A 23188-nucleotide genomic window follows, 5' to 3' on the forward strand; every position below is an offset into this window, starting at 1 on the left:
AATCCAAATAATCAGCCCGATTCAAAAAGACTATTCCATATATTAACGCATTTTAGAATATAATGGAAAGAGATTAATAGAAAGGAAGATACAAATGGGACTAGAAATGAAGACGGATTGTCAGGCGTGCCGGAGGACTTTGACGAATGACGCGTACATTTGTGTCCATGAATGTACCTTTTGTGAGGATTGTACAGCTAAAAATGACTCTATCTGCCCGAACTGTAGTGGAGAGTTAGTCAGAAGACCGAAACCGCCTATGGGAATTGAGCATTAAGGGGGGATCGCTTGAAGAAAGCACTTCTGATTATTGATGTGCAAGATGGAATGTTCTCGATGTAGCCACCGATTCATCGAGGAGACACTCTTTTAAATAATGTTAAAAGAGTAATCGGATATACAAAGAAACAAGATATGCCAGTCATTTATATTCAGCATAACGGCCAATAAAACAGTCCTTTAGAGAAGGAGTCAGAGGGCTGGAACATTCATGAAGCTATTTCACCTGAATGTGGGGATATTATCGTATATAAACATACACCTGATAGCTTCTATCAAACGAAACTACATCAGAAATTTAATAACTTACACATTGAACACTTGATCCTCTCAGGCATTCAAACCGAAGCCTGTGTAGATACAACTTGCAGAAGGGGATTTAGTTTAGGTTATAAGGTGACATTATTAACAGATGCATTTTCTACTTTTAACAAAAGTGATATTTCTGCAGATCAAATAATCTCACATCATAATGAAGTGCTGTGCTGGCTTGCGGATACGATAACCACTGGGGAATGGATTAAGCTCAGAGTTTGAACCCTGAACTTGATCCATTAGTTGATGTCTCCAAGATATACTACCGGAGTTAGGTCTTTATTTAGATGATGAATGATTTTCTTAGGATATAATCTACACTTCGTTAACTCAGTCAATACCATCCATTCGACCCCTACCTGATGACTATCCGGATTGGTGGGGGCAGGATCTTTGTCTATTTCATTGAGCATTGAACACTTAAAATAAAACTCCATCTGATGTACGTCATAATCAAAGGAAGCATGTTCATGGTTCCGCCCGATATACTCGCGTATGTGTAAGAGTTCCCCTACTTCCACTTCTCTTCCGATTTCCTCGATACATTCTCTTTTTAAAGCTTCATGAAGTGTCTCACCTTGTTCCTGGCCCCCACCTGGAAACAGATAAAAGAATCCATTCCCGTCTTTATTCTTGGTGAGCAGGATTTTGTCATCTTTTATAATGATGGCTTTAGCTGAATTTCGGATGGGCATGGATAATCTCTCCTTCTAATTGCTTTCATTTCTCATATGTATAAAATATCGCTAACTACCAATCATTTGGAAAGGACGGGAGACTTAAAAAAGAGTCTCCGGATGTTTTTAGTGTTGATTATTTACAAACCATCAATACATTTCCATCAGGATCTTTAAAAACAAAATATTGCTCATTTTGAATATCTGTTACCAATTCGACACCATTGTCTTTCATAAATTGATAGGAATCATGGATATCATCAGTGGCAAATTGAATGGCCGGGAAATTCAGCCTTGGTAGGTTTCCATTTTCGTCTTTCCACATGGGCATTGTGTCAAGGATCATACCTGCTCCGTCCATGTCAGCAACGAATAGATGATCAAAATGTTCTTCTCCTTTTTGAATCCCAAGAATTTTAGAATACCATTCTTTAGACTTTTCAATGTTACTTACAGGAATAAAAACCAGGTTCACTTTGTTCTTGATCGGACTTTTAATCATAGAGCCCCCTCCACTTCGTTTCGAGTACTAGAATAAATTTCAACACAAGGCTTCACATATCCTTCCCGAATCTTCCATTTCTCCCTTGGGAGTATGAGCTCTCGGTTTCAAGACTGAGTACTTTAAGATAAATTATTGATACACTGAGTTTAACTAAAACTCGAAAGGATGATTTTTTTGATAGATCGCATATTGGTTGAAGATACCGTCCGTTCATTGCGCGAGAGATATAAGCTTCCAGGCATCTCAGTGTGTCTGACAGATTCTTCTGGAGAGGACTATCCAATGGCAGCCGGGGTTCGTCATATTGCATCAGATGCAAAGTTAGACTCGTATGATCATCTACGGGTCGGGAGCATTACGAAGATTTTCATCAGCACACTTATTTTAAAACTAAAGGATGCAGGCATTGTGTCACTTGAACAAACCGTGGATTCCATCTTACCCGGCATCTTGAAAAATGGCATCCATCTAACCGTCCGTCAATTGCTTCAACATAGAAGTGGCTTGAAGGACTACATATGGATGGATGTTGCAGGAACAAAATGTATCCAGCACGCTGTATCTAGCCTTCAAGATGTATTCCCGCCGCAAAGCCTCATCAGACTTGTTGCCAACCATGATCTTGAATTTGAACCGGGTACTCAATTTAACTACTCGAATACAGGTTATATCCTGCTTGGAATGATAGCGGAAAAACTCTCCGGAAAATCGATAGAATACCTATTCAATCAATGGATTATTCAACCGCTTCAATTGGAAAGGACATACTTTCCTAGTAAGAATGGTCTAAGACAACCTTTTGCAAGCGGGTATTCTAAAGCAACCCCTGACCTGACAGACCTTTCGGGTGAAATTTCAGAAATAACGAATCTCAATGTATCGATTACATGGACTGCAGGGGCCCTAATTTCCAATCCTATCGAGATTCAAACGTTTATGAAGGCCCTTTTTAAAGGCAAGCTAATATCTGAGGAATCGATGAATGACATGATGCAATTCCTCGAAGCTGATAATCCGAAGCAGTCCTACGGTTTGGGACTCCATCAATATACCTTTGAGGATGGAAGAAAAGCCGTTGGTCATCAGGGAGGGATACATGGGTACGAATCAGTGACTCTATATTATCCTGACTATGAAATGTCTTTGACCGTTATCGTGAATCAAATGCCAGTCGGGGTTGTGGCGATTGCAGATCAGTTGTTTCGTGAAATAGCAAATGAGATTTGAATTAGAGGTTTACCTATTATATTGAAGAAAAAACGCTCAGACTGAGCGTTTTTTCATACTCGATCAAATGACTAACTAGTGTGATCGTCTTTTCACGGCTTTCTTCCCCAAAAAATATAGCTGCTTCCCATTATTAAGCCGCCAGATATACTAAACAAGGTTCCAATAACAATCCACTGAATGGATAAGAAAACACCCAGCATAAATATAAATAATCCGCCTATAAAAAGAACGTATGCTTTTGTCATAAATTCTCCTCTTCTATATTGAAAGCTGCTCGAGAATCGCCATGAAGATTAACATGGTGATGCCAGATGCAATAGCTGAAATGGTTAATACATATTCTTTTGTTTTCCGGCATAACAACCATTTCATGAAAGCTCTGAATACGTGCTGGAACGATGAAGAAGGACAGAAAATACAATTCGGGGCTAATGATATTTTCATATTTGAAAAGAATTGTGATAACACGGCGACCATGAGCATTAATAGTATTCTCTTCCCCCACTTATGTACCGGGTGCCGTAATTCATTCATTCCCTCTTTGGGAATATGAAATGATTTTCTTAATTTTTTTTCTATCATAGCGTTGAAGACCATTAAGATTAATGCAAAAGCTGAGGTAAGATACCAATGAAGAATGATTATTCACCCTCCCTATAAATCTTCTACTATATTAACATAAATTACCTTAAAGTGGAAAATTACTAGTGAGAATTAGAATAAGGTTATCAATATCAATAACCTTATAAGCTTTTGTTTGGTTAAACAGGTGATTGTGCCCCCCTTTAAAAGACAGTTGTTTATCCACTCTTCTTCTATAGAAAAATTTCTTTTTATAATAATATTTTATAGTTTACATAATATTATTATGAATTGTTATTTTTGAATAGCTCACTGACTGCATACTTGTTCAATCAAAGATAGTAAGGAGCTGTTAAATAAAAATAATTCTATATAAAATGGCTAAGTGATTAATGACTTAGCCATTCTTTTCCTTTATTTGTTCCCTAATACTTTCTAGTTCTTCAAGAGTCAACTTGCTCAAAGACTTTTTAATTTCGTCCTCAACCTGCTTTTTGTTTTTCTCCCGGTACAGATTCCACCATTCCCGAAGATCTTTGGTATTTGTCAGGAGATATTCAAGGTCAATTTCTTCTATATCATCATCTGATAAATAGTTCAGAACAGCCGCTAACATTCGTTCGAGCCTATCGGTTTTATCTTTTTCCTGTACCGGTTCATCTTTTTGTTCAGTTGAGGATTCATTTTTCCTTGGCATGTTAGTCCCTCCTTAGCATCACTTGGTACTTTTAGTATTGCCTATTGATGTGATTTGGTAAACGAATCTACCTTAATATGTCCTTAAAGTAATAAATCTTGAATAATAGAGGCAATGTTGATTCGTATTTCGGTATTTATTTTATAACGGTGATAATTCAGGTAAACAATGAGTTTTTAATGAGAAAAAGGGGATACCACACCATTAACTTACTCTAAGTTTACTTCAGGTATACGTACACTTACTCCTTTTGTCCCTCTCCCTATTTCTTTATATGGTTAAGCTACCTGGGAATACAAAGAGAGGCGCGCCAATCAGAAGGAATCTGCGTTGGAGAAATTTGAAGAGCTTCATAAGCAATATGATTTAATGATTCATAAAGTGATTCATTCCTTGCACATATACAAAAACAAGCATGAATATTATCAAACTGGTCTCATTGCACTCTGGGAGGCACATGAAAATTTCGATTCAGAAAAAGGGGCTTTCCCTGCTTATGCTTATTCATTTGTACGCGGCAGAATACTATCTCAATTAACAAGTGAAAACCGGAATGAACAGAAAAGTATTTTCAAAGAAGCGGACTTTTTTGAAATCATGGAGGATGAAAAAGTGAATGATGGGTTGGCACAAGAGTTACTGTATAGTTACTGTGAGGGGTTAACTGAAAATCAGAGAAAGTGGGTGTTTTATACATGTATACACATGCTGACGGTGAGTGAGATTGCAGAGATAGAGAATGTTTCGATTTCCGCAGTGAAGAAGTGGCGTAAGGGAGCAAAGGAAAGAATACGGGGATTGTTGGATGTAAAATAGCCAGAGAATATTGGTATGATTGGCTTTCAAGCTGAGAATAATCAAAGAGATCCAGGCAGAATAGTCTTATTGAAGGCCAATTATATAAACTTGGCCTTTCCTGTATTATTTCTTATGACTGCAAATTTTTCACAACAGCTATTTCCCTGCCGAATCTATCTCCCTGGTCAACAAATCCCAGACTGGAATATAAATGATTTGCCTCTTTATTAGTAGGATGATAACCCACTACAATCTTATCGGCATCCAGGGTTTCAATCATTTCTTCTATCATCAAGGCAGTTGCTGCTTTTCCACACCCTTACGCTGAAAGTCTTTATCCACCATGATTCGGTATACCCATAAGCATCGAGTTCTTCTGGTATAGTGTTGTACATTAAAAAGCCGTCCACTTTGTCCTTATAATAGATGGCAAAGGGCTTAAGTGCAGGCTCAAATTTTGATTGGGCAATCGATATCGCATTTGACTCGATGAATGCCTTTTGATCATCGGATATTTCCAGCTGACAGCAATCGTACCAATTATCTTTATTTGCTTCTACTATTTTCACACTGTATAAAAAAAACTCCCCCAATCGGAAGCCCTTTAATGCCTGTTATCACGTCAATTCTTTGATAAACGAAGGAACCGTGGATAAGCAGCGAAAGCAATGAAACCACCCGCTATTCCAGCGATAAGCAAAATGCCGATATTAAACAAAACATCCCCTATCGTGCCATTTGCAAGGATGACTTCTTTGTACCCTTCGATAGCCCAATACTGAGGCAATGCCTTGCTGATGGTTTGCATGAAGTCTGGCATTAGCTCTACTGGAACCCATAAACCCCCAAGCATAGCACCACCAAGGGCTATGATCTGAGTCATAGCAATACCCATGTTTTCTGTTTTCACCAATACGGCGAGTGCCATACCCCATCCTGTTACAATAAATGCTAGTGATAAAGATAACATGATCAATGCGAATGGATCTCCTAATGGTAGATCATAAACAACCACACCGAAACTAAATAATACTGCAACTTGGATCAGCACAATCAATAAAAATGGGATCCATTTTCCGATAAAATAGTCTCTGATTGGTAATGGGGTACTAGCGATACGGGACACCATCCCTTTATCCCTATCCTTAACAAATGCAATCACCATGGAAATCATAATATAAAAGGCAAACATAATTGTGTATCCGGGAATGATTTGTGTGACGACTTCCTTATAACTTGTATTTTCATCCCCTGAAAAAATGGAGACAAAAGCGATAATAAATACTATTGGTAAGATAAACGTCCAAAACCATAAACCTTTATCCTGAATATTTTTCTTTAATTCCGTTCGTGCAATAGCCCACATGCTTATCCTCCCTTTCTATGAATCTCGCAGTTGTGTTCCAGTCAAGTTGAAGAAAATATCTTCAAGTCTTGGATGATATAATTCCAGTCTGCGTGGTTCAATGTTATGATTGCGAAACTCAGCAATCAGACCTTGGAGCGTTTCTAAAGGGTCCTCACTATCTAACAAAAATCCATTTCCCTTTGATTCCACACGACCATGTCTTGATAGCATCTTATTATCTAACCGGTCTCCAGAAATAAATAATGAAGGCTTATTATATTTATGATGCAATTCAGCCATTGTCCCGCATTCTACTAGCGTTCCTTTGTCAATTAGACCGATGCTGTCACATAGCTGTTCCACTTCTTCCATATAATGACTAGAATAGATGATTGTGCTGCCTTTTGCTTTTAATTGGTTGATGATGGAGAAAATGGAGTTTCTCGACTGCGGATCAATGCCAACAGTGGGTTCATCCATGATGACAATCGAAGGATTATGCAGCAGGGCACATCCAATATTCAGTCTCCTTTTCATTCCTCCTGAAAAGGTGAAAACCTTGTCTTTCCCCCGGTCCTTCAAGCCGATTTGCTCTAATATCTCTGCGGCTCGTTTTTGAAGGATCTTCCCTTTCAATCCATACAGACTGCCAAAATAAGTGAGATTATCTTTTGCCGTAAGTGTTTCTTCCAAACAAATATCTTGAGGTATGTATCCTATCAGCTGCTTTACTTTCATTCGTTCCTTACATACTGAATGATCATTGACTATGATATCCCCTTCAAAACCTTGTAGAACACCGGATAAAATTTTCATTAATGTCGATTTCCCTGCCCCATTTGGTCCTACCAGCCCAAAGCAATTTCCTTTTTGGATATTGAATTGAATTCCGTCCAGTGCTTGGATGGAATCATATCGCTTACTTACGTTAGCAACTTCGATCATTGAAAACTCTCCTTTCATCGAAACCCTTTATGACTATGTGTATAATAGTTATACATTAAATACTGGAAAAAGTTTCATTTCACGTTTGATCCCCCATAACTGCAATACTGTTTCAATCATTAAAAAATCCGATTAAATATAATCGGATTTTTTAATATGAGATGTTCAAACAGGAAAACCCTTCTTTATCGAGCTAAATATAGTAAAATAAATGCAAGCATTCCCAGAAAGACAATCATGAACATGTCTTTAAATACATCTTTCACACGAATATGGGCCAGCATTCCACCGATAGCCGTTACACCAAGGATGAGTGAGCCAGGAACAATGAACGTTTCCTGCCAGTATCCAATGACTAAGAGCACAGCACCTGTTAATTCAACCAATCCAGTGACAACCCGAAACCATTGAGGTAACCGTAAGTGATCAAATACACCACGATGCATGTTTGAACCGGTTAATTTACCGACTGCTGCCATTAAAAACATTGCTGCTAATAATCCTTGTAAAACCCAGATGAAGATGGTCATGTTGTTTCCCCCTTCGAATTGAATGCAATGGGCATTGATACATGAATATGCTAATTTGAATTATTTCATACATACATTTTACTGGAGTATTTAGCTGGACTTTACGTTTTATCATGATGGGTACTGCATAAAAAAGCGTGTAGAGTTAACCAACCTCTACACGTCTTTGATTCTACTCTTTCACCTTCAATCCCAATAAGCTTGCAAACCCGATCGCTTGCTCCTGTGAAACCTCACATCCATATAGATTTTCTAGGGTTACATTTATTCGTGTAAACGTACATGAACTAATATCGATTCCTTTAAGATTAGTCTGGGTGAATTCAATCTCATTAAGATCGCACTGATCAAAGATTACTTTCACGAGCTTGCAGTCTGAGTAGTTGGCATTTTGTAAGGAGGTTTGGTTGAATTTCACCTGCTTTAATCGTGCATCAACAAAGTCACTCATATTTGCCAAGGATTCTATGAAACTGACATTGCCTAAATTCGCTTCGGAAAAATTCACTCCCATTAACTTGCATTCTCTAAACGTGACCCGATGAATGATGCCTTCTGTGAAGTTTGCATTCGAAAGATCACAGTTTTCAAATACAACATCGGTCATATCGATTCGAGGGAACGATGCATTTATAAAGGAAACATTTTTAAATACAATTTTTGATAAAACGAGCTGATCGATTTTTTCGTGATCCAGCCTTACATTTTCTATCGTACAACTCGAAAGGAATGGATCTTCTTCATAATAAACATCCTGAAAATTAGCTGACTCTAATCGAGTCGGGATTTTTGGAGCATCTATTTTGAACTTTAACATCATGACTGCACCTCTACCATGTTATTTTTGTATATAGAAACTATAGCATGTAGAATCTTGAATAGTAGTCTTGGATTTTTTTCGGTTGTGTGTCTCGCAATGATTTTTGTGGTTAATCGAATGGCTGGTGTACCCAATCTATTTTTCGGGTTAAAATAAGATGTAATGACAAGAAGTGAGGTGTCCCACTTGAAAGTACTAGAAACGGACCGACTCACCCTGAGGTGGGTCGAGGTTACAGACGCAGAATTCATTATGAGATTATTAAATGAACCTGGATGGCTGCAGTACATAGGTGACAAAGGAATTCGAACAATCGATGATGCAAATGGCTATATCATGAAAGGTCCCAGGGCAATGTATGAACGGGAAGGATTTGGCTTGTTCTTAACAGAACGTAAGGAGGATCATACTCCGATCGGATTGTGTGGTTTGATTAAGCGCGACGGACTTGAAGATGTAGATATTGGCTTTGCCTTTCTCTCTGGCTATCAATCTCAAGGATATGCATTTGAAGCCGCACGAGCTACGGTGGAACTTGCAAAGGACATAGGAATCAAACGTATTGTAGCGATTACGACGAAGGATAATGAATCCTCATCTAAACTACTGGAAAAACTTGATATGCAATTAGAAGGGTATGTGACATTGCCGAATGATACAGAAGAACTGAAAAAGTACGGGCTGAACTTCTAGGTATTAAACTATATTCATATTGAAAAGAGCTGAGATTTGGAATTCACAGCTCTTTTTTTCTAGAATGAAAAGCGTGTACCTGTAATTATTAATAAAATAGGGCTTCCTAAAGGAACGAACAAAACACCTATCCTACATCAGATACGCGTTCAGATCGTTCTTATTTAAATGACTTCTTCAACTCTCCCATAGCTCTCCCGCTTAATCCAGCAGTTGTTATCAAACTGGTCCATCAGCTTCTCATTCCCACCTATCGCTTCATCCAGTGTAACCCATTTTGGTTTCATATCCAGTTCCGATTCATATTCTTCTAATTGTTGTGGTATTCTTTCTCTGTCTGTTAATTCACATTGGAAATAGTGGGAAGTCATTTCGAATAAGGCATCATCTTCAAACACATCCAAATGCCTTTGAATCACAATTCCAAGGGGCTCCTTAACAACACAATGTATAAAGCCTGTTTCTTCAGCCACCTCCCTTATCAGGGCACCATGCAAAGTTTCACCTTCTTCAACTCCACCTCCAGGGAATTTATAATCTCCTCTGTTTGAGTGCATAAGGAGAATCTTATGATCTTGAATGGTGACTGCTTTCACGGCGGTTCTGTATTTCATTTTGTATTCAGTTGTCTCGCTTTTTGGTTTTCCCAATACAGTTTCAAACAAAGTTGACTCTCCTTTTCCTTTTATAAAATAATAGATAATCCCACGACTTGTCCCGGAACACCATCGTCCCGTGTTCTTTTGCTGCATAAATAGTTTCTTCAATGGAGTCCACTTCCATTTGAATACGTGTACCATCTGGATGATCATGAGGTCCTTTGCTTATGTCCCACTCATTCATCACCATGCCCAGTTGAAACTTCCCAGTAGTCCCATTGAGATTCAGTCACTCCCCAACCGAATACGCTTGAGTAAAATGCTGTTGCTTTTTCTGGATCCTGACTACTTAATTCAAAGCCAATTACTTTCCTGTTAGATTTTTCACGTTCGTTACCTCCAAATTCTTTATATCATCAAAAATTGAGCATTCTTATAGATTTGACCTATAAAAAAACGTATTATTTCAATTCGACAAAATTTCCCAATACCCTCCATAAAGCTGTTTACTTTGCTCGATAGCAAACTGATCATAACTTGGAGTTAGCACATACTATTGATGATCAATCTCATTCAAATCAATTTCCTGAATGATTCCAGGCTCCAGCAATAGCTTCCGGAGATAATCCTTTGGAGTTCCTATAGCGATAGGTGATTCCAAAAATATAGGAGATTGACGAATCTTATGGCGGGGCACATGATATAATGAAGATATAGAAAGCCCAAGATCAAATTAAAATCTTCGGCTTTCTATTACGCATTTTATTTATTTTTCTCCATAACAGCAAAGTAATTATCCTCATAATCTGAAAAGTTGAATACTCTGCCAGAAGGCATTTCAACGATTTGTCCCACCGTTATGTTATTATCTGAAGGCTTTTATGGAATTCATCCAGATCGTCTGTGAACAGCATTAAGGATGGGGTTCCCAGATTTATTCCCGGCTGCATTTTAGCAATCGGTTCCTTGTTGTGAAGCACAAAACTTGTTTCCGCCTCTTTCGTCGGTGCGATTTCAATCCATCTCATCCCCTGCCCATTGTCTTCTTCCGTCAGGACTGTAAACCCGGCATTTTCAGTCCTGGATTGTACCGCCTCATCTTGGTTATTAACATACAACATGATTTGACCGACTTTACTGATCATCAAGTTCACTCCTATAAAAGTTTGCTTCAATTATATCACCGTTCAATTGAAACGGTTACATGATAAAAACCTGCATTATGTAGCTATGCAGGTTTTTTCTCTTTAGCCGTTTCGTTTTCCTATATATTCGGATTGAGGTCTGTATATTGTATTGTTTTCAGCCTGCTCCATCACATGTGCTGTCCATCCCACGATACGACTGGCCGTAAATGTCGGTGTGAAGAGATCTGATTGTAGATGGATCGATTTCATGATGGCAGCAGCATAAAACTCTACATTTGTGTATAGGGATCTGCCCGGCTTAATTTCAGCTAAAAGTTCAATCGCCTTCTTCTCCACATAAAGTGCTAGATCCAGAGAGTGATCATCCCCCATATTTTCTAACAGCTTCTTTCTTAAAGCGATGGCTCTTGGGTCATGAGTCTTATACACCCGATGGCCAAATCCCATCAGCTTCTCTCCTTTCAGCAATTTTCTCCTGATGACACTTTCCGCTTTTTCAGCCGTAGCTATTTCGTTCAGTAAATCAATGACCCCGGATGGTGCTCCTCCGTGAAGTGGCCCTTTCATTGTTCCGATGGCTGCAGTGATCGCGGAAACCAGATCAGATTCCGTTGAGGCTGTGACTCTTGCCGAGAAAGCAGAAGCATTCATCCCATGCTCAAGGGTCAGGACCATATACGTTTCCAATGCATCCGCAACTGCCTTTGACGGATTGTTTCCGGTTAGCATATAGAGATAGTTCTCCACATGGTTCAGCTGGGTATCCGGATCAATGAAAGGTTTTTCCAACATCATATTGAATCGGTAGGCAATGATGGTAGGAATAACGGCCGTCAATCTCATGGCCTGCTCAATAGTTGGCTTCCATTTGTATTCTGATCCTCCCTCAGAGGAGATAACGGTTCTTAATACACTCATCATGTCCATTCCTTGTGGTAGAGAATGAAGGATGTCCCTCATTGCAGGCGTCAGGAAACGGTAGGTGCTCAGTTTCTTTTTGATCTCCATTGCATCCTCCATCGTTGGAAGATGCCCATGCCATAATAAGAAAGCAGCTTCTTCAAATGACAGATGACTGAGTTCTCCGATTTCATATCCCCTATAGATGAGGACACCCTCCTTACCATCGATATGACTGATCGTTGTTTGTGCTGCTATAATTCCTTTTAGTCCTTCACTAAACATTCGTATCATCCCCTTTTCCTTTATTACAATTATTGTATAATGGATTTATAATTAAGAAAATTAAATATATTTAATTCAATTGATTATATTTATTAATAAGGATAGGGTGGAAAAAGTGGATTTAAATGTGGTGAAAACGTTTATAACAGCAGCTGAATTCAACCATTTCAGGAAAGCGGCTGAGCGATTATATATATCACAGCCGTCCGTAACGGTTCATATTAAACAACTTGAAAAAGAATTGGGAGTTATCCTATTTGAGAGAGGTGGGAAGAAAATCAAACTGACAGAAGCGGGAAGATCCTATTTACAGCATGCTAAGAGATTGATCGAGATCTATGAGGAGGGAATCTCTGATCTTCAATCCTTTAGTCAGGGATACACCACAACACTTAAGATGGCTATATCCCCCTTGATTGCTGATAATGTGTTACCTTTTGTTTTAAAACAATATTTAGAAACCCATCCCCAGGTTGAGATTTCGGTTGAAATTATTGAATCTGCTGAAATAGAGAAGGCAGTTTTAGAGGAAAGAGTCGATATCGGACTATCCTGCCTTCCTTGCTTTAGTCCTGAACTTGAACAAACTTTATTGTTTTCAGATAAAGTCATTTTGGTGGCTCCTCATGATGGACGAGATTTTGAATCAGCCCCACCTTTGGAAGAAGAGGAGTTATTAGCATCCAATTACTTATTGACCCACAATCACCCTGCTTATTGGGATGAGCTCTGTTATACAATAAAGCAATTCTATCCAAAAACCAGGATGATGAGGGTTTCACAAACACATATTACGAAACGATTCATCGCAGAAGGACTTGGCGTTTCCTATCTTCCCTCATCTACAGTCAGGAGAGAGCTGCTGGAAGGAAGACTCTTGGAGGTTGAAACAAAAGCTTTTCCCATGCCGGAAGCAAAAACCTTCGCCATTACAAAATATCAACATAGAGTACAAAAGGAATTTTTGCGTTTCTTGTCTCGATTCAGGGTGTAATAAAGGATGACATGATCACTAAATACCGATCATGTCATCCCTTTTTTAGTTAATTTTGGCAGCCCCCTTTTTTAATTACCTCTTTTGGAAAAGACCAGTCAATAAGTCAGAGGCGCCAAATAGGTTTTCTGTATCCTTTTTATCGACCATTTTTCTAATTTCAATAGGCTCTAATGAGCGGAAAACATATGTTAACCGCTCCTCTGTATAACCTAATCCTCCAATAAGTGAGCCTCTTCTATAAACTTCCCAATCGGATATATCAGAGCCCCCTAACTTTCCACCTTGAAGAAAACAAGTAATACCGAAATATCCCCCATCTTTTAATGATTTGTCAATAATATCTATGTAACTTATTCTTCTATGAGGTGCTATATGATGAAAACAACCTGAATCATAAATGAAATCATATTTCCCCGGCTCACTATTGAAGTCAAAAATATTTTGGTGCAAAAAGTTGATGGTAAGATTCCTTTCATCTGCGCGTTCCTTTGCCCAATCGAGGGAGGTTTTCGATAGATCAATAGCATCCACCTCAAAGCCGTGTTCCGCTAAATATATCGCATTCCTGCCTGGCCCACAACCGAGTTCCAGTACTTTTCCAGGCGTAACCCTTCCCATTTCCACGTATGATACTAAATTTTCGTCAGGTGCATTCACAAATATGGGTACTGATTTGTCACGATCAGAAAAAAACTCATCCCAAAATGGAGCAGGTTCCCTTAAAAATGAATCAAGCATTTCCAATAAATCATCATAATTATGAATGTTTTCTTGCATGTAGTTACCCCCTTTTAAAGCTAATTTCATTTTAATTTATTACAAATGAAGAAAGGTTACCACGATTTTACAATTTTGTAATTTCGAAATGGTGCTGGATGGTTAAAGAGATGATTATTATGTACACAGAAGTGACAGGGGGGGGGCCATAATATACTTAAACCCACTTTTAATAGAGCGATATACAAAAGCATTTAGATCCTATTTTGCTTAATACAAACACATTTGTGAGGGAAGTGCGAGTAAATGAGAATGATTAAACATTACATTTATTACAATAATGTATCAGTAAAGAGAAGGATTGGTGACTTAATTCTATTCACCCTTTTTTCTTGTTCAACCATTTGTAATTTAAGTACATTAATCTTTTCTTGCTCATTCTCCTAAATACTTCTCCATCCTAATATCAGACCACATTGTATTATTCCAATAGGTAAAGTCAGCAATTCTAGCAATTTCTTGATATCCCAACTGTTGATAAAGCTTATGTGCGCGGGTATTAAACTCAAATACACCCAATTCAATTCTTGTAAGTCCTTGGTTTTTTATCTCTTCTTCTAAATAATGGATAGCTTTGAAACCTATTCCCTTACCACGTCCATCCGCTTCACCTATTGTAATTCCTATCCAAGCAGTTCCGGGTACTCTTTTGTGAAGATGACTTGGGTCGACCATGTAATTCATTTCTCCCACAAGCTTGTCATCTATATAAATAAGATAAAAATGGTGAGTGTCTAAACGGTTTCTGAACTCTTCTAAAGTTATCTGCCACTGTTGTTCCAGTTCCTCCTTGTTTTTATTAGGGCGAATTAATGGAATTAAGTCTGGATTGTTTTCCCAACGATTCAAGGCATTAACAATTATAGGATTTGGTTCGAATACCTCAGTAAAATGAATAGTCATAATCTTCCCTTTCTAATCTCAAATATTTTAACCACTGAATTAATAGTATCATTTATATTATGGCTCATTCCAATAACCTTTCTTTTAGTCACTCGTTCTTATACTCGTCTCAATTACACTGTTTCCCTGACCGCCTTCCCTTGATAGGCTTAATCTACAGCAATATCTGCAGTTAACTACCTGTTCTATTGTAGCCCGACCTCCAATATGTATAACTATGACCATATATAGGTATATATCAAGGAGGTACTTATGTGAACGGAACCATCAATCCCATTAAGCTGAATGAAGTAATTAAGTATGAAGATCTTTTTCACGAAGCCTTTAAGGGGACACCCTTAAAAGCAGGATGTGTGACATTAATAACGTACTGGATAAAGCCTGGGAAATCATTTATTACGTACGACATCCATGGTCGAGATAAGAAGTTTGTGAATATAGATGATGCTCCTTCCCCGGCTTCGATTTATCGAGAAGAGATTAGTTTTCGGACGGTTTTTGAGTTAAATCAGTCAGTAGATATTGAGATTGCCGGAGTGAAGAGACCTTCTGTCATAGTAGCAATCAACATTGCTTGGTCGGATGATGGATGTGTAGTGTCTTATGGAGTGACGGATCGGACTGATACGACATATTATGGGCTTCGAGAAGAGTTGTTGGTCAGATGGAATCCTGAATTTGTGATTAGGTGAAAAACATGATAAAAAGGTTACTACCTGATGAAATACATTTTTTAACCAAAAAGGAACCAGCGTCTATTTTGTGACACGGGTTCCTTTTAATATTATTTATAGAAAACTTTATCTACGTTATATTTCGCTTGGAGCTTGTTGATGATATAAGTTTCGTAAATGTCACGATCCATCGCATCTTCTACAATGGCCACATCGATTCGGTAGATTTCGCCTCTGTGATTACGTAGTGGTGACACAGTATCTTCAAGATGTTTCTTGACTCTTTGTCTTAGTTTACGTGCTTTCCCAACGAAGAGAAGTTCGTCGTTGATGTTGTAAAACAAGATGATACCGCCTTTGTCTCTTGGGATTTCGTGAAGATCGATAAACCCTTGGATACTTTTGATCTTCGGTTCTTCTGAGTCCCTTGGTTGTCTGCGTTCCGTTATGGAAATATCCGCTTGTGGGATTTCAATCTTTATCATGTATGTCACGTCCTTTGTTTGCTGTAAGAAGTAATGGTAACACATAAAGGATAGAATTACTATACAACGTATCATTTAAAAAGAGAGTCATCTCCGAACTCTTTATGCGTATCGGAGTCCGATCCGATTATTAAACGTCTGATTCCTATTTTTAAACACGAAGAAATTATCTTTAAAATCAATCGTGAGTTCGTGTTCATACAAATCTTCGAAGTCGTCGTCAACAATGAAGTACAAATCATCGGATTGAATGATTTTCTCTGTTGAATCAGGTTCTCTCTTTTCTACTACCTTTATTTCATAGAGATTGTTCACTATATCGCAGCTTCCACGGTCAAGTGAAAGCTGAATGATTTTGCCATCAGGGATTTCATTTAGTTTTTCATTTGCAGATTGAGTGATTTCTAATTTCATTGTACATACCTCCTAGTCTGTAAGTGGAACAAGTATGTCTAGATGCTGCTTTAGGTTTTCTACAGTGATTGGTAGCTTATCCCCCTCGTCTCCATCGACATTGGCAATCATCTCATAGGTAGATGACGCTTCCAACTTTGTGACTTTCATATAATGGACATGTTCACTTTCTGCCAGTTCTCCTGAAAGGATCTTTGGAAGGAGCAATAGAAAATGAGGAAGGGCTATGTCTTTGATGATTAAGACATGGAGCTTACCGTCATTTACTTTGGCCTCGGGTGCAATGGTTTCCATACCCCCGACAGAGTTTGTCAGGGCAACAAGCATGAGAAGCGCGTCCCCTTCCCATTCATGGTCGGAATGGACCTTGAGCCCGAATGGCTGCTTCTCCTTCATTTTCTTCATTCCCTCTATTATATATGCAAGTGGACCAAGCTTCGACTTCTGTTCGACGGGTGTTGAAAACGATGCTTCTGCCAAGGCGCCTACTGCGACGATACTAATGAAGTATCGGTCATTGATTTTTCCAACATCGGTCTTCTGCACATGATTTTGCTTGAATATCTCGATAGCCTCTTCGGGTTTCATAGGAATATTTAAAGCTCGTGCGAAATCATTTACTGTTCCGAGTGGGATTAGACCAAATAGAGGACGGTGATCCTGCTCAGCTATTCCGTTAATCGCTTCATTGATTGTTCCGTCCCCTCCCATTGGCTGCTACGAAATCAAACTTTCGCTCACAAGCTTCCCTGGCGAAATCCATGGCATCTCCTTCCCCTTCTGTCATACGCAATTCCGTTTCATATCCTATTTTTGTCATGGTCTCAAGAGCATGTTCACTAAGGTCCTCCCCTTTTTCTTTCCCAGAAGAGGGGTTAACGATAAGCATGGCTTGTTTCACAGAGATTTCCTCCTTTTAATATGTATACGGTATCTTTACCCTGATTTAGAGAATTGGAATCTTATGTATGATTAAAATTGGTAGGATAGAACATATCATTACAATAAGAAATTAAATACTTGGCAAATCCAAGGGTATGTTTAATCCGTTCTTCTTCTGTGTTGAAGAGACTCACTTTCAAACCTTCCCGAATATTCATGGCCTCCCTTATAATGTTGTGCCATTCATCATGAAGATGATGCAGTCCATATTCACCTGCTTCTTGCTTGGAGATAATTCCATATTCTCTTAATGTGTAGTATTGACGAAGCAAACCAAGGACGGACCATTCTATCTCATTATCAATGATGTCAGTCGGATAATTCGTTACGTCCTCGATTGAATTTTCCATCCTACTGGTCCTTCCTTTCCAATACGTATTCATGTTGGAAAGAACATAAGAACATAATTGGTGTAAAGGAATGGTTACATCAAAAGAAGTGGTGTCCGGCCCCATAACGCTAATCCCCTCATGCTTAAACAAATACCAAGTGATTGGGTTGAAATTAAAATACTCACCAAATTTCAATTCACCATTATTGTAATAAGCATTTTCTTGATATTCGTTTGTGTCGCTTGTGCTAAGTTTTCCTATCTCCTCTTGAATGATATAAACTCCATCCATTTCTGGCTTAGGGTATGTCAACGCTAATTCTTTATGTATAAGAAATAAACTCTCAGCATCTTTAGATGTCATTCGGCGGCTGGTAACCGCGATAAAGTCAATATCACTTGAATTATTCACATACGCATCCAACGAGATGGAACCGTGTAAATACACGCCTTCTATCGTATTTGGCAAGTATTTGTTAAATAAAATTAGGTAGTCATTTAATACTGCTTGGACAACACTTGGAACTCTGGCCATTTAATTTCCCCTTTAAAATACTAATTATACGATGTCCTCATTATTATCCATCTCTCATTTATGCTTTAAGTATCAATAGCAGTGAAAGATCATCACTCAGTAAACATATTAACATTTAATTCCATTAGTGTGTAAGGTTAATGAAGAATTGAAAAACATCGGTGAGATAATAGGTACAGTATAAAAAAACGCTGACCCCTCCACATGTCCGGTCAGCGCATTCTAGATAGTTAATTCCTTTTATTAATTTAGCTTTAACATTGTTAATCCTGCACTATTAGTTGGAGTATTATCCACATTACCAATGAGGTTATCTGTCGTATGCCCAATATTTCTAAGTTCTACTTTTCCACCTGCGGGTATAGTAACAATCGCTTCTCCATTAACTTGAAAAATGGAATCCAGGGTCACAGGAGCACTTGTGAAGATGCCTAGTTGGTTACCATACCTGCTGGATGTTACTATTGAACCATTCAGGAATAATGCGTATGCTCCTCCTCTACTAAATCCTGTTTTTCCACTAGTAAATACAACGTTATAGTTTATTTTATAGTCTCCTTCGTTTACTACGATTATAGATGTTCCCAAGTGAATAAAGTCCCCAGCAGAACTAATGCCAGTATGGTTAAAAGAAACAGGTTGGTCAGGTATTATAAGATCTCCGCCAATTCTATACACATTACAATATCTCCGATTGCATCTGCATTCCCCTTGAGGACCTTTGACACCCTGAATTCCACGCTCTCCTTGAGGACCCGGTTCGCCTTGAACTCCTTGTTCTCCACGAAGCCCTTGTTCACCTTGAGGCCCTTGTTCGCCTTGAAGCCCTTGTTCGCCTTGAAGCCCTTGTTCGCCTTGAGGCCCTTGTTCACCTTGAAGCCCTTGTTCGCCTTGAGGCCCTTGTTCACCTTGAAGCCCTTGTTCGCCTTGAAGTCCTTGTTCACCTTGAGGCCCTTGTTCGCCTTGAAGCCCTTGTTCACCTTGAGGCCCTTGTTCGCCTTGAAGCCCTTGTTCCCCTTGAAGTCCTTGTTCCCCCCGAGGTCCTTGTTCGCCTTGAAGCCCTTGTTCCCCTTGAAGTCCTTGTTCGCCACGAGGTCCTTGTTCGCCTTGAAGCCCTTGTTCCCCTTGAAGTCCTTGTTCGCCACGAGGCCCTTGTTCACCTTGAGGCCCTTGTTCCCCTTGAAGTCCTTGTTCGCCACGAGGCCCTTGTTCACCTTGAGGCCCTTGTTCGCCTTGAAGCCCTTGTTCACCTTGAAGCCCTTGTTCGCCTTGAAGCCCTTGTTCCCCCCGAGGTCCTTGTTTGCCTTGAAGCCCTTGTTCCCCTTGAAGTCCTTGTTCGCCACGAGGCCCTTGTTCACCTTGAGGCCCTTGTTCGCCTTGAAGCCCTTGTTCCCCTTGAAGTCCTTGTTCGCCTTGAAGCCCTTGTTTGCCTTGAAGTCCTTGTTCACCTTGAAGCCCTTGTTTGCCTTGAGGCCCTTGTTCACCTTGAAGCCCTTGTTTGCCTTGAGGCCCTTGTTCACCTTGAAGTCCTTGTTCCCCCCGAGGTCCTGGTTCTCCTTGAATAACCTGGACATCTTGGGGCTCTAAATCTCCTTGAGGTGCTCGCTTTTCTCGATTTCTGCTTTTCTCACTTTTTTTCTTACACTCTTTATACTTGTATTCCTTATCATGACCTCTCTTAGATCCCAATTTACTCACCTACTTTTCATATATCAATATCTTAATCCTACTAACCAAATAATGAATTACTATAGTTTATGAAAAAAATAGATAGTACGTGTAGACAAACATCCTGTGGTTCTATAAATCAACAAGAGTCTATAGTATTGGAAGAATACTATAATTTGGTAGTCTCTGCTGAGAAGGCTGCAGGCTATATGATGATGAACTAGATATTGAAATTGAAGTATTCAGTACCATTGAGTATATTTCATTCCCTGTATGTATGGGCTTTATTATTCTCCAAACAGTTTATGCGTATTTTTACACTTTTGTAATTTAATTTATACAATTAAATTTTATTAGTCCTTAATCAGGCACATGCGGGTTGACAGAGCCCCCTATGTTATACAAAACTACACACTTTGCGAAAGGAGCCTTATTTTATAACAAAACCCATTTCTTTGAAATTTCAGCATTTGGCTCGGTTACAAAACTGAATCTATTTCCATACAATAAAGAAAAAGTGAAAGTCTACCATGTAAAGGAGTGATGATCAATGGAGAACTTTTTTAACGGGAAAATCTCAAAGAAAGACCTGGAAGCCTTTGAAATGATTGGTGATGGGAAAGATGGGGAAATCTACAAGGTAGCAGATGACAAAGTTGTAAAGTACTTCTTTAAGGAAGAAACACATCAACGGGAACTAGAAGCGATGAAAATAGGGCAGACTTCTGCCATTATGCCTCGTCTTTATGAATTTGGTGACAATTACATTGTCATGGAGTTTGTTCAAGGAATATCCCTTGCCCGTCATATGAAACGACACGGCCATATTGATGAAGAAATGACTAAAAAAATTTTATTCGTTTTAGAAGAATTTAAGCGTTTAGGCTTTACGCGATGGGATACGGAGGTTCGACACATGTTAATGGATGAAAATGGTGGCGGATTCAAAGTGATTGATCACAAGCGAGCGTTTACATCCGACTCACCTGTTCCAACCAAGCTGTTAAAAGGAATGAAGAAATTTGGTTTAACAGGCGAGTTCTTGGAAAATGTAAAGAATTTAAATCCTAAGCTCCATGATGCTTGGAAGAAATACAAGTAGTTCCATACAAAATGAAGTTCCCACTAGTATATCATAGAAACAAGGACGTTCTTTCCTATAGTCAAGGAAAGAATGTTTTTTAAAAAAGGTTTTAGGACAAGCACCTGGAATCAAAAAGACGGATAGTACTCCCATAAAAAGTACTATCCCTAAAAGTAATTTATTTTTTAATAAGAATGATTAGACTTTTTTCACCGTTACTCTATCCAAGTGAGTGAATAAAACGTCACCATTACCATTAGACCATACTAAATAGTGATCTTCAGCTTTTATAAATGTTCCGTCGCAGTCTATTTTTTCTGCTCCAGAAATAACCTCGATTTTATCACCAAGCTTGAGTACTTTATTAAGTTTATCGGAAAATCCCATAATGCCTCCTCCTTTCTCTTTTAACATACAACAGTCTATATATTTATATTAGAAAATACGAAAATTGATAGGGCTATTACCTATCATTTTCCATTTTGCTCCAAAAAAAATGACTGGATAGCATCCAGTCATTTTTTCGCTCCTAAATAATGTTAACTAAACTTTACGAACAGTAACATTATTTAAGTTAGACGTATTCATATGGCCATTGTCATCAGCCCATACAACGAAGTTATCGCTTGCGTAAACATATGAACCCTCTTCGATTTCTTCGTCACCAGATAGGACCTCGATTTTATCACCTAGAGATAAAATTTTATTAAGAAAATCAGCCATACTACCATCTTTAAACAAATTAGACATTATGTTTCCTCCTTTCGGTGTTTACTCTATTTTTATGCTGAACCGTTAAATGCGTAAAGGCAGATAACTAGATTTCATAAATATTTTTCGAATTAGACATTTACTAGATTAATTATTTCTTATCATTCTTAGGGAGTTAGTTGATAGGTGAATGATCCGAGTCTTCTTCTGAAGAGGTTTCCTCCATAATGAATAAAGTCTCCTCCTGGCTTTCGAACTCTTCAACTACATCTGTACCTTCATCATCTATTAGTGTAGAGGCAAGGCGCTCCTCTGGTGTTTTGATGTCTAGTTCATCCTTTAACACCTCTTGTAAGTCACTTTCGTTTTCGAAACTTTTCTCTTCAATGCCTTGGTCTAGCTCTTTTTCCTCAGATTGAACTTCATCTGTTTCCAATTGTGGAGTGTACTCCTCTTCCTCTTCTGAATCGTTAGAGGATTCTTCAATATATAAATTGATTCCCCCTCCTTTTTCATCAAATGAATCGTGTACGGAGTCATCCCCCTCACCACCAGAGGAATCAAGAATTTCTACAGTGAAACTCTCATTTTCAGTTGTTTCATTGTCTTTGTGTAATTGTTGAAGAATTAGATTCTCCTGGGAACCCCTCTCAATCTCATGTTCTCCTTTTTCAAGCTTTACGAAGTTCAGCAGTTCTTCATTCACGCCGGACTGGTCATTTTTTACATCCTTTTTCCGTGAACCTTTTTCTTTCTTTTCCGCTTTGTCTTTTTTCTTTTTATCGTTTTGATTATCACGTTTGTGGTTAGTATTATTTTTGTTTTTGTCATTGCGTTTCTGCTTTTTCTTTCTCTTGGTGCCAATTTTCCTTACACTGATCGGACCGCATAAATCTGTGATATTGACATTTGCATCATAATCCATCCAAATGAGAATATTGTCGAAAGTTGCCACAAATGTCCCTCCGCTGTCAATCATTTCATCCTCAAAGAACACTTCAAGATGATCTCCAAGCTGGAACATTGAATTCAATACTCCTTCAACTGATTTACACGGAAGGTTGTCAAAATCCTGATTTGAACAATGCTTTTCATGATCGTGCGCACAGTTCTCATCTGTTTCAGGAAAATCTTGATTGCCTGATTTTTCTTGCTCACCGGCGTCTCCTAAGCACAAATCATCTTGCTCATCAGGATCTCCCTCACAATGCTCTTCGTCGTCATGATGATCGGAATATTTTCTTGTGTTATCATCAAACTCTTCTACCATAGGTTTTCCACTCCTTTACATTTTATCTACAATTCATAATCAATAT

General features: G+C 38.6%; 32 protein-coding genes and 3 pseudogenes. 8 read left to right on the forward strand and 27 right to left on the reverse strand.

Annotated features, from left to right (window positions below; all coding sequences use genetic code 11):
- The first annotated feature begins 94 nt into the window (after positions 1-94).
- Positions 95-277, forward strand: coding sequence for a DUF1272 domain-containing protein (locus AC6CIB_RS03760; protein ID WP_498278101.1), 183 nt, complete (start codon positions 95-97; stop codon positions 275-277).
- Positions 278-348: 71 nt separating this feature from the next.
- Positions 349-816, forward strand: a pseudogene (locus AC6CIB_RS03765) (isochorismatase family protein).
- A gap of 17 nt (positions 817-833) precedes the next feature.
- On the opposite strand, the gene AC6CIB_RS03770 reads toward AC6CIB_RS03765, so the two are convergent.
- Together AC6CIB_RS03770 and AC6CIB_RS03775 are read right to left on the reverse strand one after the other, a co-directional pair.
- Entirely contained in the window at positions 834-1289 is a 456-nt protein-coding gene (locus AC6CIB_RS03770; protein ID WP_498278102.1) for an NUDIX domain-containing protein, read from the reverse strand.
- A gap of 118 nt (positions 1290-1407) precedes the next feature.
- A complete protein-coding gene (locus AC6CIB_RS03775; RefSeq protein ID WP_498278103.1) occupies positions 1408-1773 on the reverse strand; it encodes a VOC family protein in 366 nt (121 codons plus the stop codon).
- Between the two features lie 177 nt (positions 1774-1950).
- On the opposite strand from AC6CIB_RS03775, the gene AC6CIB_RS03780 reads away from it, so the two are divergent.
- Positions 1951-3003 carry a serine hydrolase domain-containing protein gene (locus AC6CIB_RS03780; RefSeq protein WP_498278104.1) on the forward strand — a complete coding sequence of 351 codons (1053 nt, stop codon included), beginning with the start codon at positions 1951-1953 and terminating at the stop codon, positions 3001-3003.
- 92 nt (positions 3004-3095) lie between these two features.
- Here AC6CIB_RS03780 and AC6CIB_RS03785 read toward each other — a convergent pair whose 3' ends face one another.
- The 3 genes from AC6CIB_RS03785 to AC6CIB_RS03795 form a co-directional block, all read right to left on the reverse strand.
- Complete coding sequence (locus AC6CIB_RS03785; protein WP_498278105.1) at positions 3096-3251, reverse strand: hypothetical protein; 156 nt, start codon at positions 3249-3251, stop codon at positions 3096-3098.
- 13 nt (positions 3252-3264) lie between these two features.
- Positions 3265-3603, reverse strand: a complete 339-nt coding sequence (locus tag AC6CIB_RS03790) for a DUF4181 domain-containing protein (protein WP_498278107.1) — start codon at positions 3601-3603, stop codon at positions 3265-3267.
- A 382-nt stretch (positions 3604-3985) separates the two neighbouring features.
- Positions 3986-4285 (reverse strand): hypothetical protein, encoded by a 300-nt coding sequence (locus AC6CIB_RS03795; RefSeq protein WP_498278108.1) that lies wholly within the window; start codon positions 4283-4285, stop codon positions 3986-3988.
- A 330-nt stretch (positions 4286-4615) separates the two neighbouring features.
- Here AC6CIB_RS03795 and AC6CIB_RS03800 point away from each other — a divergent pair, with 330 nt between their 5' ends.
- On the forward strand, positions 4616-5101 hold the full coding sequence (locus tag AC6CIB_RS03800) for a sigma-70 family RNA polymerase sigma factor (RefSeq protein WP_498278110.1): 486 nt from the start codon (positions 4616-4618) through the stop codon (positions 5099-5101).
- Positions 5102-5213: 112 nt separating this feature from the next.
- Here the strand turns inward: AC6CIB_RS03800 and AC6CIB_RS03805 are convergent.
- The 5 genes and pseudogenes from AC6CIB_RS03805 to AC6CIB_RS03825 form a co-directional block, all read right to left on the reverse strand.
- Positions 5214-5676: pseudogene (locus AC6CIB_RS03805) on the reverse strand (GNAT family N-acetyltransferase).
- Between the two features lie 29 nt (positions 5677-5705).
- Positions 5706-6449: an ABC transporter permease gene (locus AC6CIB_RS03810; protein ID WP_498278112.1), complete on the reverse strand. Its 744-nt coding sequence runs from the start codon at positions 6447-6449 to the stop codon at positions 5706-5708.
- Between the two features lie 15 nt (positions 6450-6464).
- On the reverse strand, positions 6465-7376 hold the full coding sequence (locus tag AC6CIB_RS03815) for an ABC transporter ATP-binding protein (protein WP_498278113.1): 912 nt from the start codon (positions 7374-7376) through the stop codon (positions 6465-6467).
- Positions 7377-7561: 185 nt separating this feature from the next.
- Positions 7562-7906 carry a DoxX family protein gene (locus AC6CIB_RS03820; protein ID WP_498278115.1) on the reverse strand — a complete coding sequence of 115 codons (345 nt, stop codon included), beginning with the start codon at positions 7904-7906 and terminating at the stop codon, positions 7562-7564.
- 172 nt (positions 7907-8078) lie between these two features.
- Entirely contained in the window at positions 8079-8726 is a 648-nt protein-coding gene (locus AC6CIB_RS03825) for a pentapeptide repeat-containing protein (protein WP_498278117.1), read from the reverse strand.
- 186 nt (positions 8727-8912) lie between these two features.
- Between AC6CIB_RS03825 and AC6CIB_RS03830 the strand changes: the two genes are divergently transcribed.
- Complete coding sequence (locus tag AC6CIB_RS03830) at positions 8913-9419, forward strand: GNAT family N-acetyltransferase (protein WP_498278118.1); 507 nt, start codon at positions 8913-8915, stop codon at positions 9417-9419.
- 164 nt (positions 9420-9583) lie between these two features.
- Here the strand turns inward: AC6CIB_RS03830 and AC6CIB_RS03835 are convergent, their stop codons facing one another.
- The 5 genes and pseudogenes from AC6CIB_RS03835 to AC6CIB_RS03855 form a co-directional block, all read right to left on the reverse strand.
- Positions 9584-10084: an NUDIX hydrolase gene (locus AC6CIB_RS03835; protein ID WP_498278120.1), complete on the reverse strand. Its 501-nt coding sequence runs from the start codon at positions 10082-10084 to the stop codon at positions 9584-9586.
- Positions 10077-10262 carry a hypothetical protein gene (locus tag AC6CIB_RS03840; protein ID WP_498278121.1) on the reverse strand — a complete coding sequence of 62 codons (186 nt, stop codon included), beginning with the start codon at positions 10260-10262 and terminating at the stop codon, positions 10077-10079. Before AC6CIB_RS03840 ends, AC6CIB_RS03835 begins: the two co-directional genes overlap by 8 nt.
- Positions 10255-10383 carry a VOC family protein gene (locus AC6CIB_RS03845; protein WP_498278648.1) on the reverse strand — a complete coding sequence of 43 codons (129 nt, stop codon included), beginning with the start codon at positions 10381-10383 and terminating at the stop codon, positions 10255-10257. Before AC6CIB_RS03845 ends, AC6CIB_RS03840 begins: the two co-directional genes overlap by 8 nt.
- A gap of 397 nt (positions 10384-10780) precedes the next feature.
- Positions 10781-11163: pseudogene (locus tag AC6CIB_RS03850) on the reverse strand (VOC family protein).
- A gap of 102 nt (positions 11164-11265) precedes the next feature.
- Positions 11266-12357 (reverse strand): citrate synthase/methylcitrate synthase, encoded by a 1092-nt coding sequence (locus AC6CIB_RS03855; protein ID WP_498278650.1) that lies wholly within the window; start codon positions 12355-12357, stop codon positions 11266-11268.
- A 109-nt stretch (positions 12358-12466) separates the two neighbouring features.
- Between AC6CIB_RS03855 and AC6CIB_RS03860 the strand changes: the two genes are divergently transcribed.
- Complete coding sequence (locus AC6CIB_RS03860) at positions 12467-13345, forward strand: LysR family transcriptional regulator (protein ID WP_498278122.1); 879 nt, start codon at positions 12467-12469, stop codon at positions 13343-13345.
- Between the two features lie 75 nt (positions 13346-13420).
- Here the strand turns inward: AC6CIB_RS03860 and AC6CIB_RS03865 are convergent, their stop codons facing one another.
- Complete coding sequence (locus tag AC6CIB_RS03865) at positions 13421-14125, reverse strand: class I SAM-dependent methyltransferase (protein ID WP_498278123.1); 705 nt, start codon at positions 14123-14125, stop codon at positions 13421-13423.
- A 375-nt stretch (positions 14126-14500) separates the two neighbouring features.
- Positions 14501-15028, reverse strand: a complete 528-nt coding sequence (locus AC6CIB_RS03870) for a GNAT family N-acetyltransferase (RefSeq protein WP_498278124.1) — start codon at positions 15026-15028, stop codon at positions 14501-14503.
- A 254-nt stretch (positions 15029-15282) separates the two neighbouring features.
- Between AC6CIB_RS03870 and AC6CIB_RS03875 the strand changes: the two genes are divergently transcribed.
- Positions 15283-15720: a hypothetical protein gene (locus tag AC6CIB_RS03875; protein ID WP_498278125.1), complete on the forward strand. Its 438-nt coding sequence runs from the start codon at positions 15283-15285 to the stop codon at positions 15718-15720.
- Between the two features lie 92 nt (positions 15721-15812).
- On the opposite strand, the gene AC6CIB_RS03880 is transcribed toward AC6CIB_RS03875, so the two are convergent.
- The 7 genes from AC6CIB_RS03880 to AC6CIB_RS03910 form a co-directional block, all read right to left on the reverse strand.
- Complete coding sequence (locus AC6CIB_RS03880; protein ID WP_498278127.1) at positions 15813-16187, reverse strand: nucleotide excision repair endonuclease; 375 nt, start codon at positions 16185-16187, stop codon at positions 15813-15815.
- A 102-nt stretch (positions 16188-16289) separates the two neighbouring features.
- Positions 16290-16601: an iron-sulfur cluster biosynthesis family protein gene (locus AC6CIB_RS03885; RefSeq protein WP_498278128.1), complete on the reverse strand. Its 312-nt coding sequence runs from the start codon at positions 16599-16601 to the stop codon at positions 16290-16292.
- Between the two features lie 12 nt (positions 16602-16613).
- The gene (locus AC6CIB_RS03890) at positions 16614-17312 is read right to left on the reverse strand and encodes a diacylglycerol/lipid kinase family protein (RefSeq protein WP_498278130.1); all 699 of its coding nucleotides are present in this window, start codon (positions 17310-17312) and stop codon (positions 16614-16616) included.
- Positions 17287-17502 (reverse strand): diacylglycerol/lipid kinase family protein, encoded by a 216-nt coding sequence (locus tag AC6CIB_RS03895; protein ID WP_498278132.1) that lies wholly within the window; start codon positions 17500-17502, stop codon positions 17287-17289. Before AC6CIB_RS03895 ends, AC6CIB_RS03890 begins: the two co-directional genes overlap by 26 nt.
- 61 nt (positions 17503-17563) lie before the next feature.
- Positions 17564-18409 (reverse strand): aminoglycoside adenylyltransferase domain-containing protein, encoded by an 846-nt coding sequence (locus AC6CIB_RS03900; protein WP_498278133.1) that lies wholly within the window; start codon positions 18407-18409, stop codon positions 17564-17566.
- A gap of 243 nt (positions 18410-18652) precedes the next feature.
- Positions 18653-19087 carry a hypothetical protein gene (locus AC6CIB_RS03905; RefSeq protein WP_498278134.1) on the reverse strand — a complete coding sequence of 145 codons (435 nt, stop codon included), beginning with the start codon at positions 19085-19087 and terminating at the stop codon, positions 18653-18655.
- On the reverse strand, positions 19060-19983 hold the full coding sequence (locus AC6CIB_RS03910) for a hypothetical protein (protein WP_498278135.1): 924 nt from the start codon (positions 19981-19983) through the stop codon (positions 19060-19062). The genes AC6CIB_RS03905 and AC6CIB_RS03910 overlap by 28 nt, the downstream gene beginning before the upstream one ends.
- A 644-nt stretch (positions 19984-20627) precedes the next feature.
- On the opposite strand from AC6CIB_RS03910, the gene AC6CIB_RS03915 reads away from it, so the two are divergent.
- Positions 20628-21179, forward strand: a complete 552-nt coding sequence (locus AC6CIB_RS03915) for a kinase (RefSeq protein ID WP_498278136.1) — start codon at positions 20628-20630, stop codon at positions 21177-21179.
- Positions 21180-21359: 180 nt separating this feature from the next.
- On the opposite strand, the gene AC6CIB_RS03920 is transcribed toward AC6CIB_RS03915, so the two are convergent.
- From AC6CIB_RS03920 to AC6CIB_RS03930, 3 genes are all read right to left on the reverse strand, one after another.
- The gene (locus AC6CIB_RS03920) at positions 21360-21548 is read right to left on the reverse strand and encodes a hypothetical protein (RefSeq protein ID WP_113967738.1); all 189 of its coding nucleotides are present in this window, start codon (positions 21546-21548) and stop codon (positions 21360-21362) included.
- Positions 21549-21704: 156 nt separating this feature from the next.
- A complete protein-coding gene (locus tag AC6CIB_RS03925; RefSeq protein ID WP_498278138.1) occupies positions 21705-21911 on the reverse strand; it encodes a hypothetical protein in 207 nt (68 codons plus the stop codon).
- Between the two features lie 136 nt (positions 21912-22047).
- Complete coding sequence (locus tag AC6CIB_RS03930) at positions 22048-23142, reverse strand: hypothetical protein (RefSeq protein WP_498278139.1); 1095 nt, start codon at positions 23140-23142, stop codon at positions 22048-22050.
- Between the last annotated feature and the right edge of the window lie 46 nt (positions 23143-23188).

The organism is Rossellomorea sp. GQ25, from assembly GCF_059758515.1.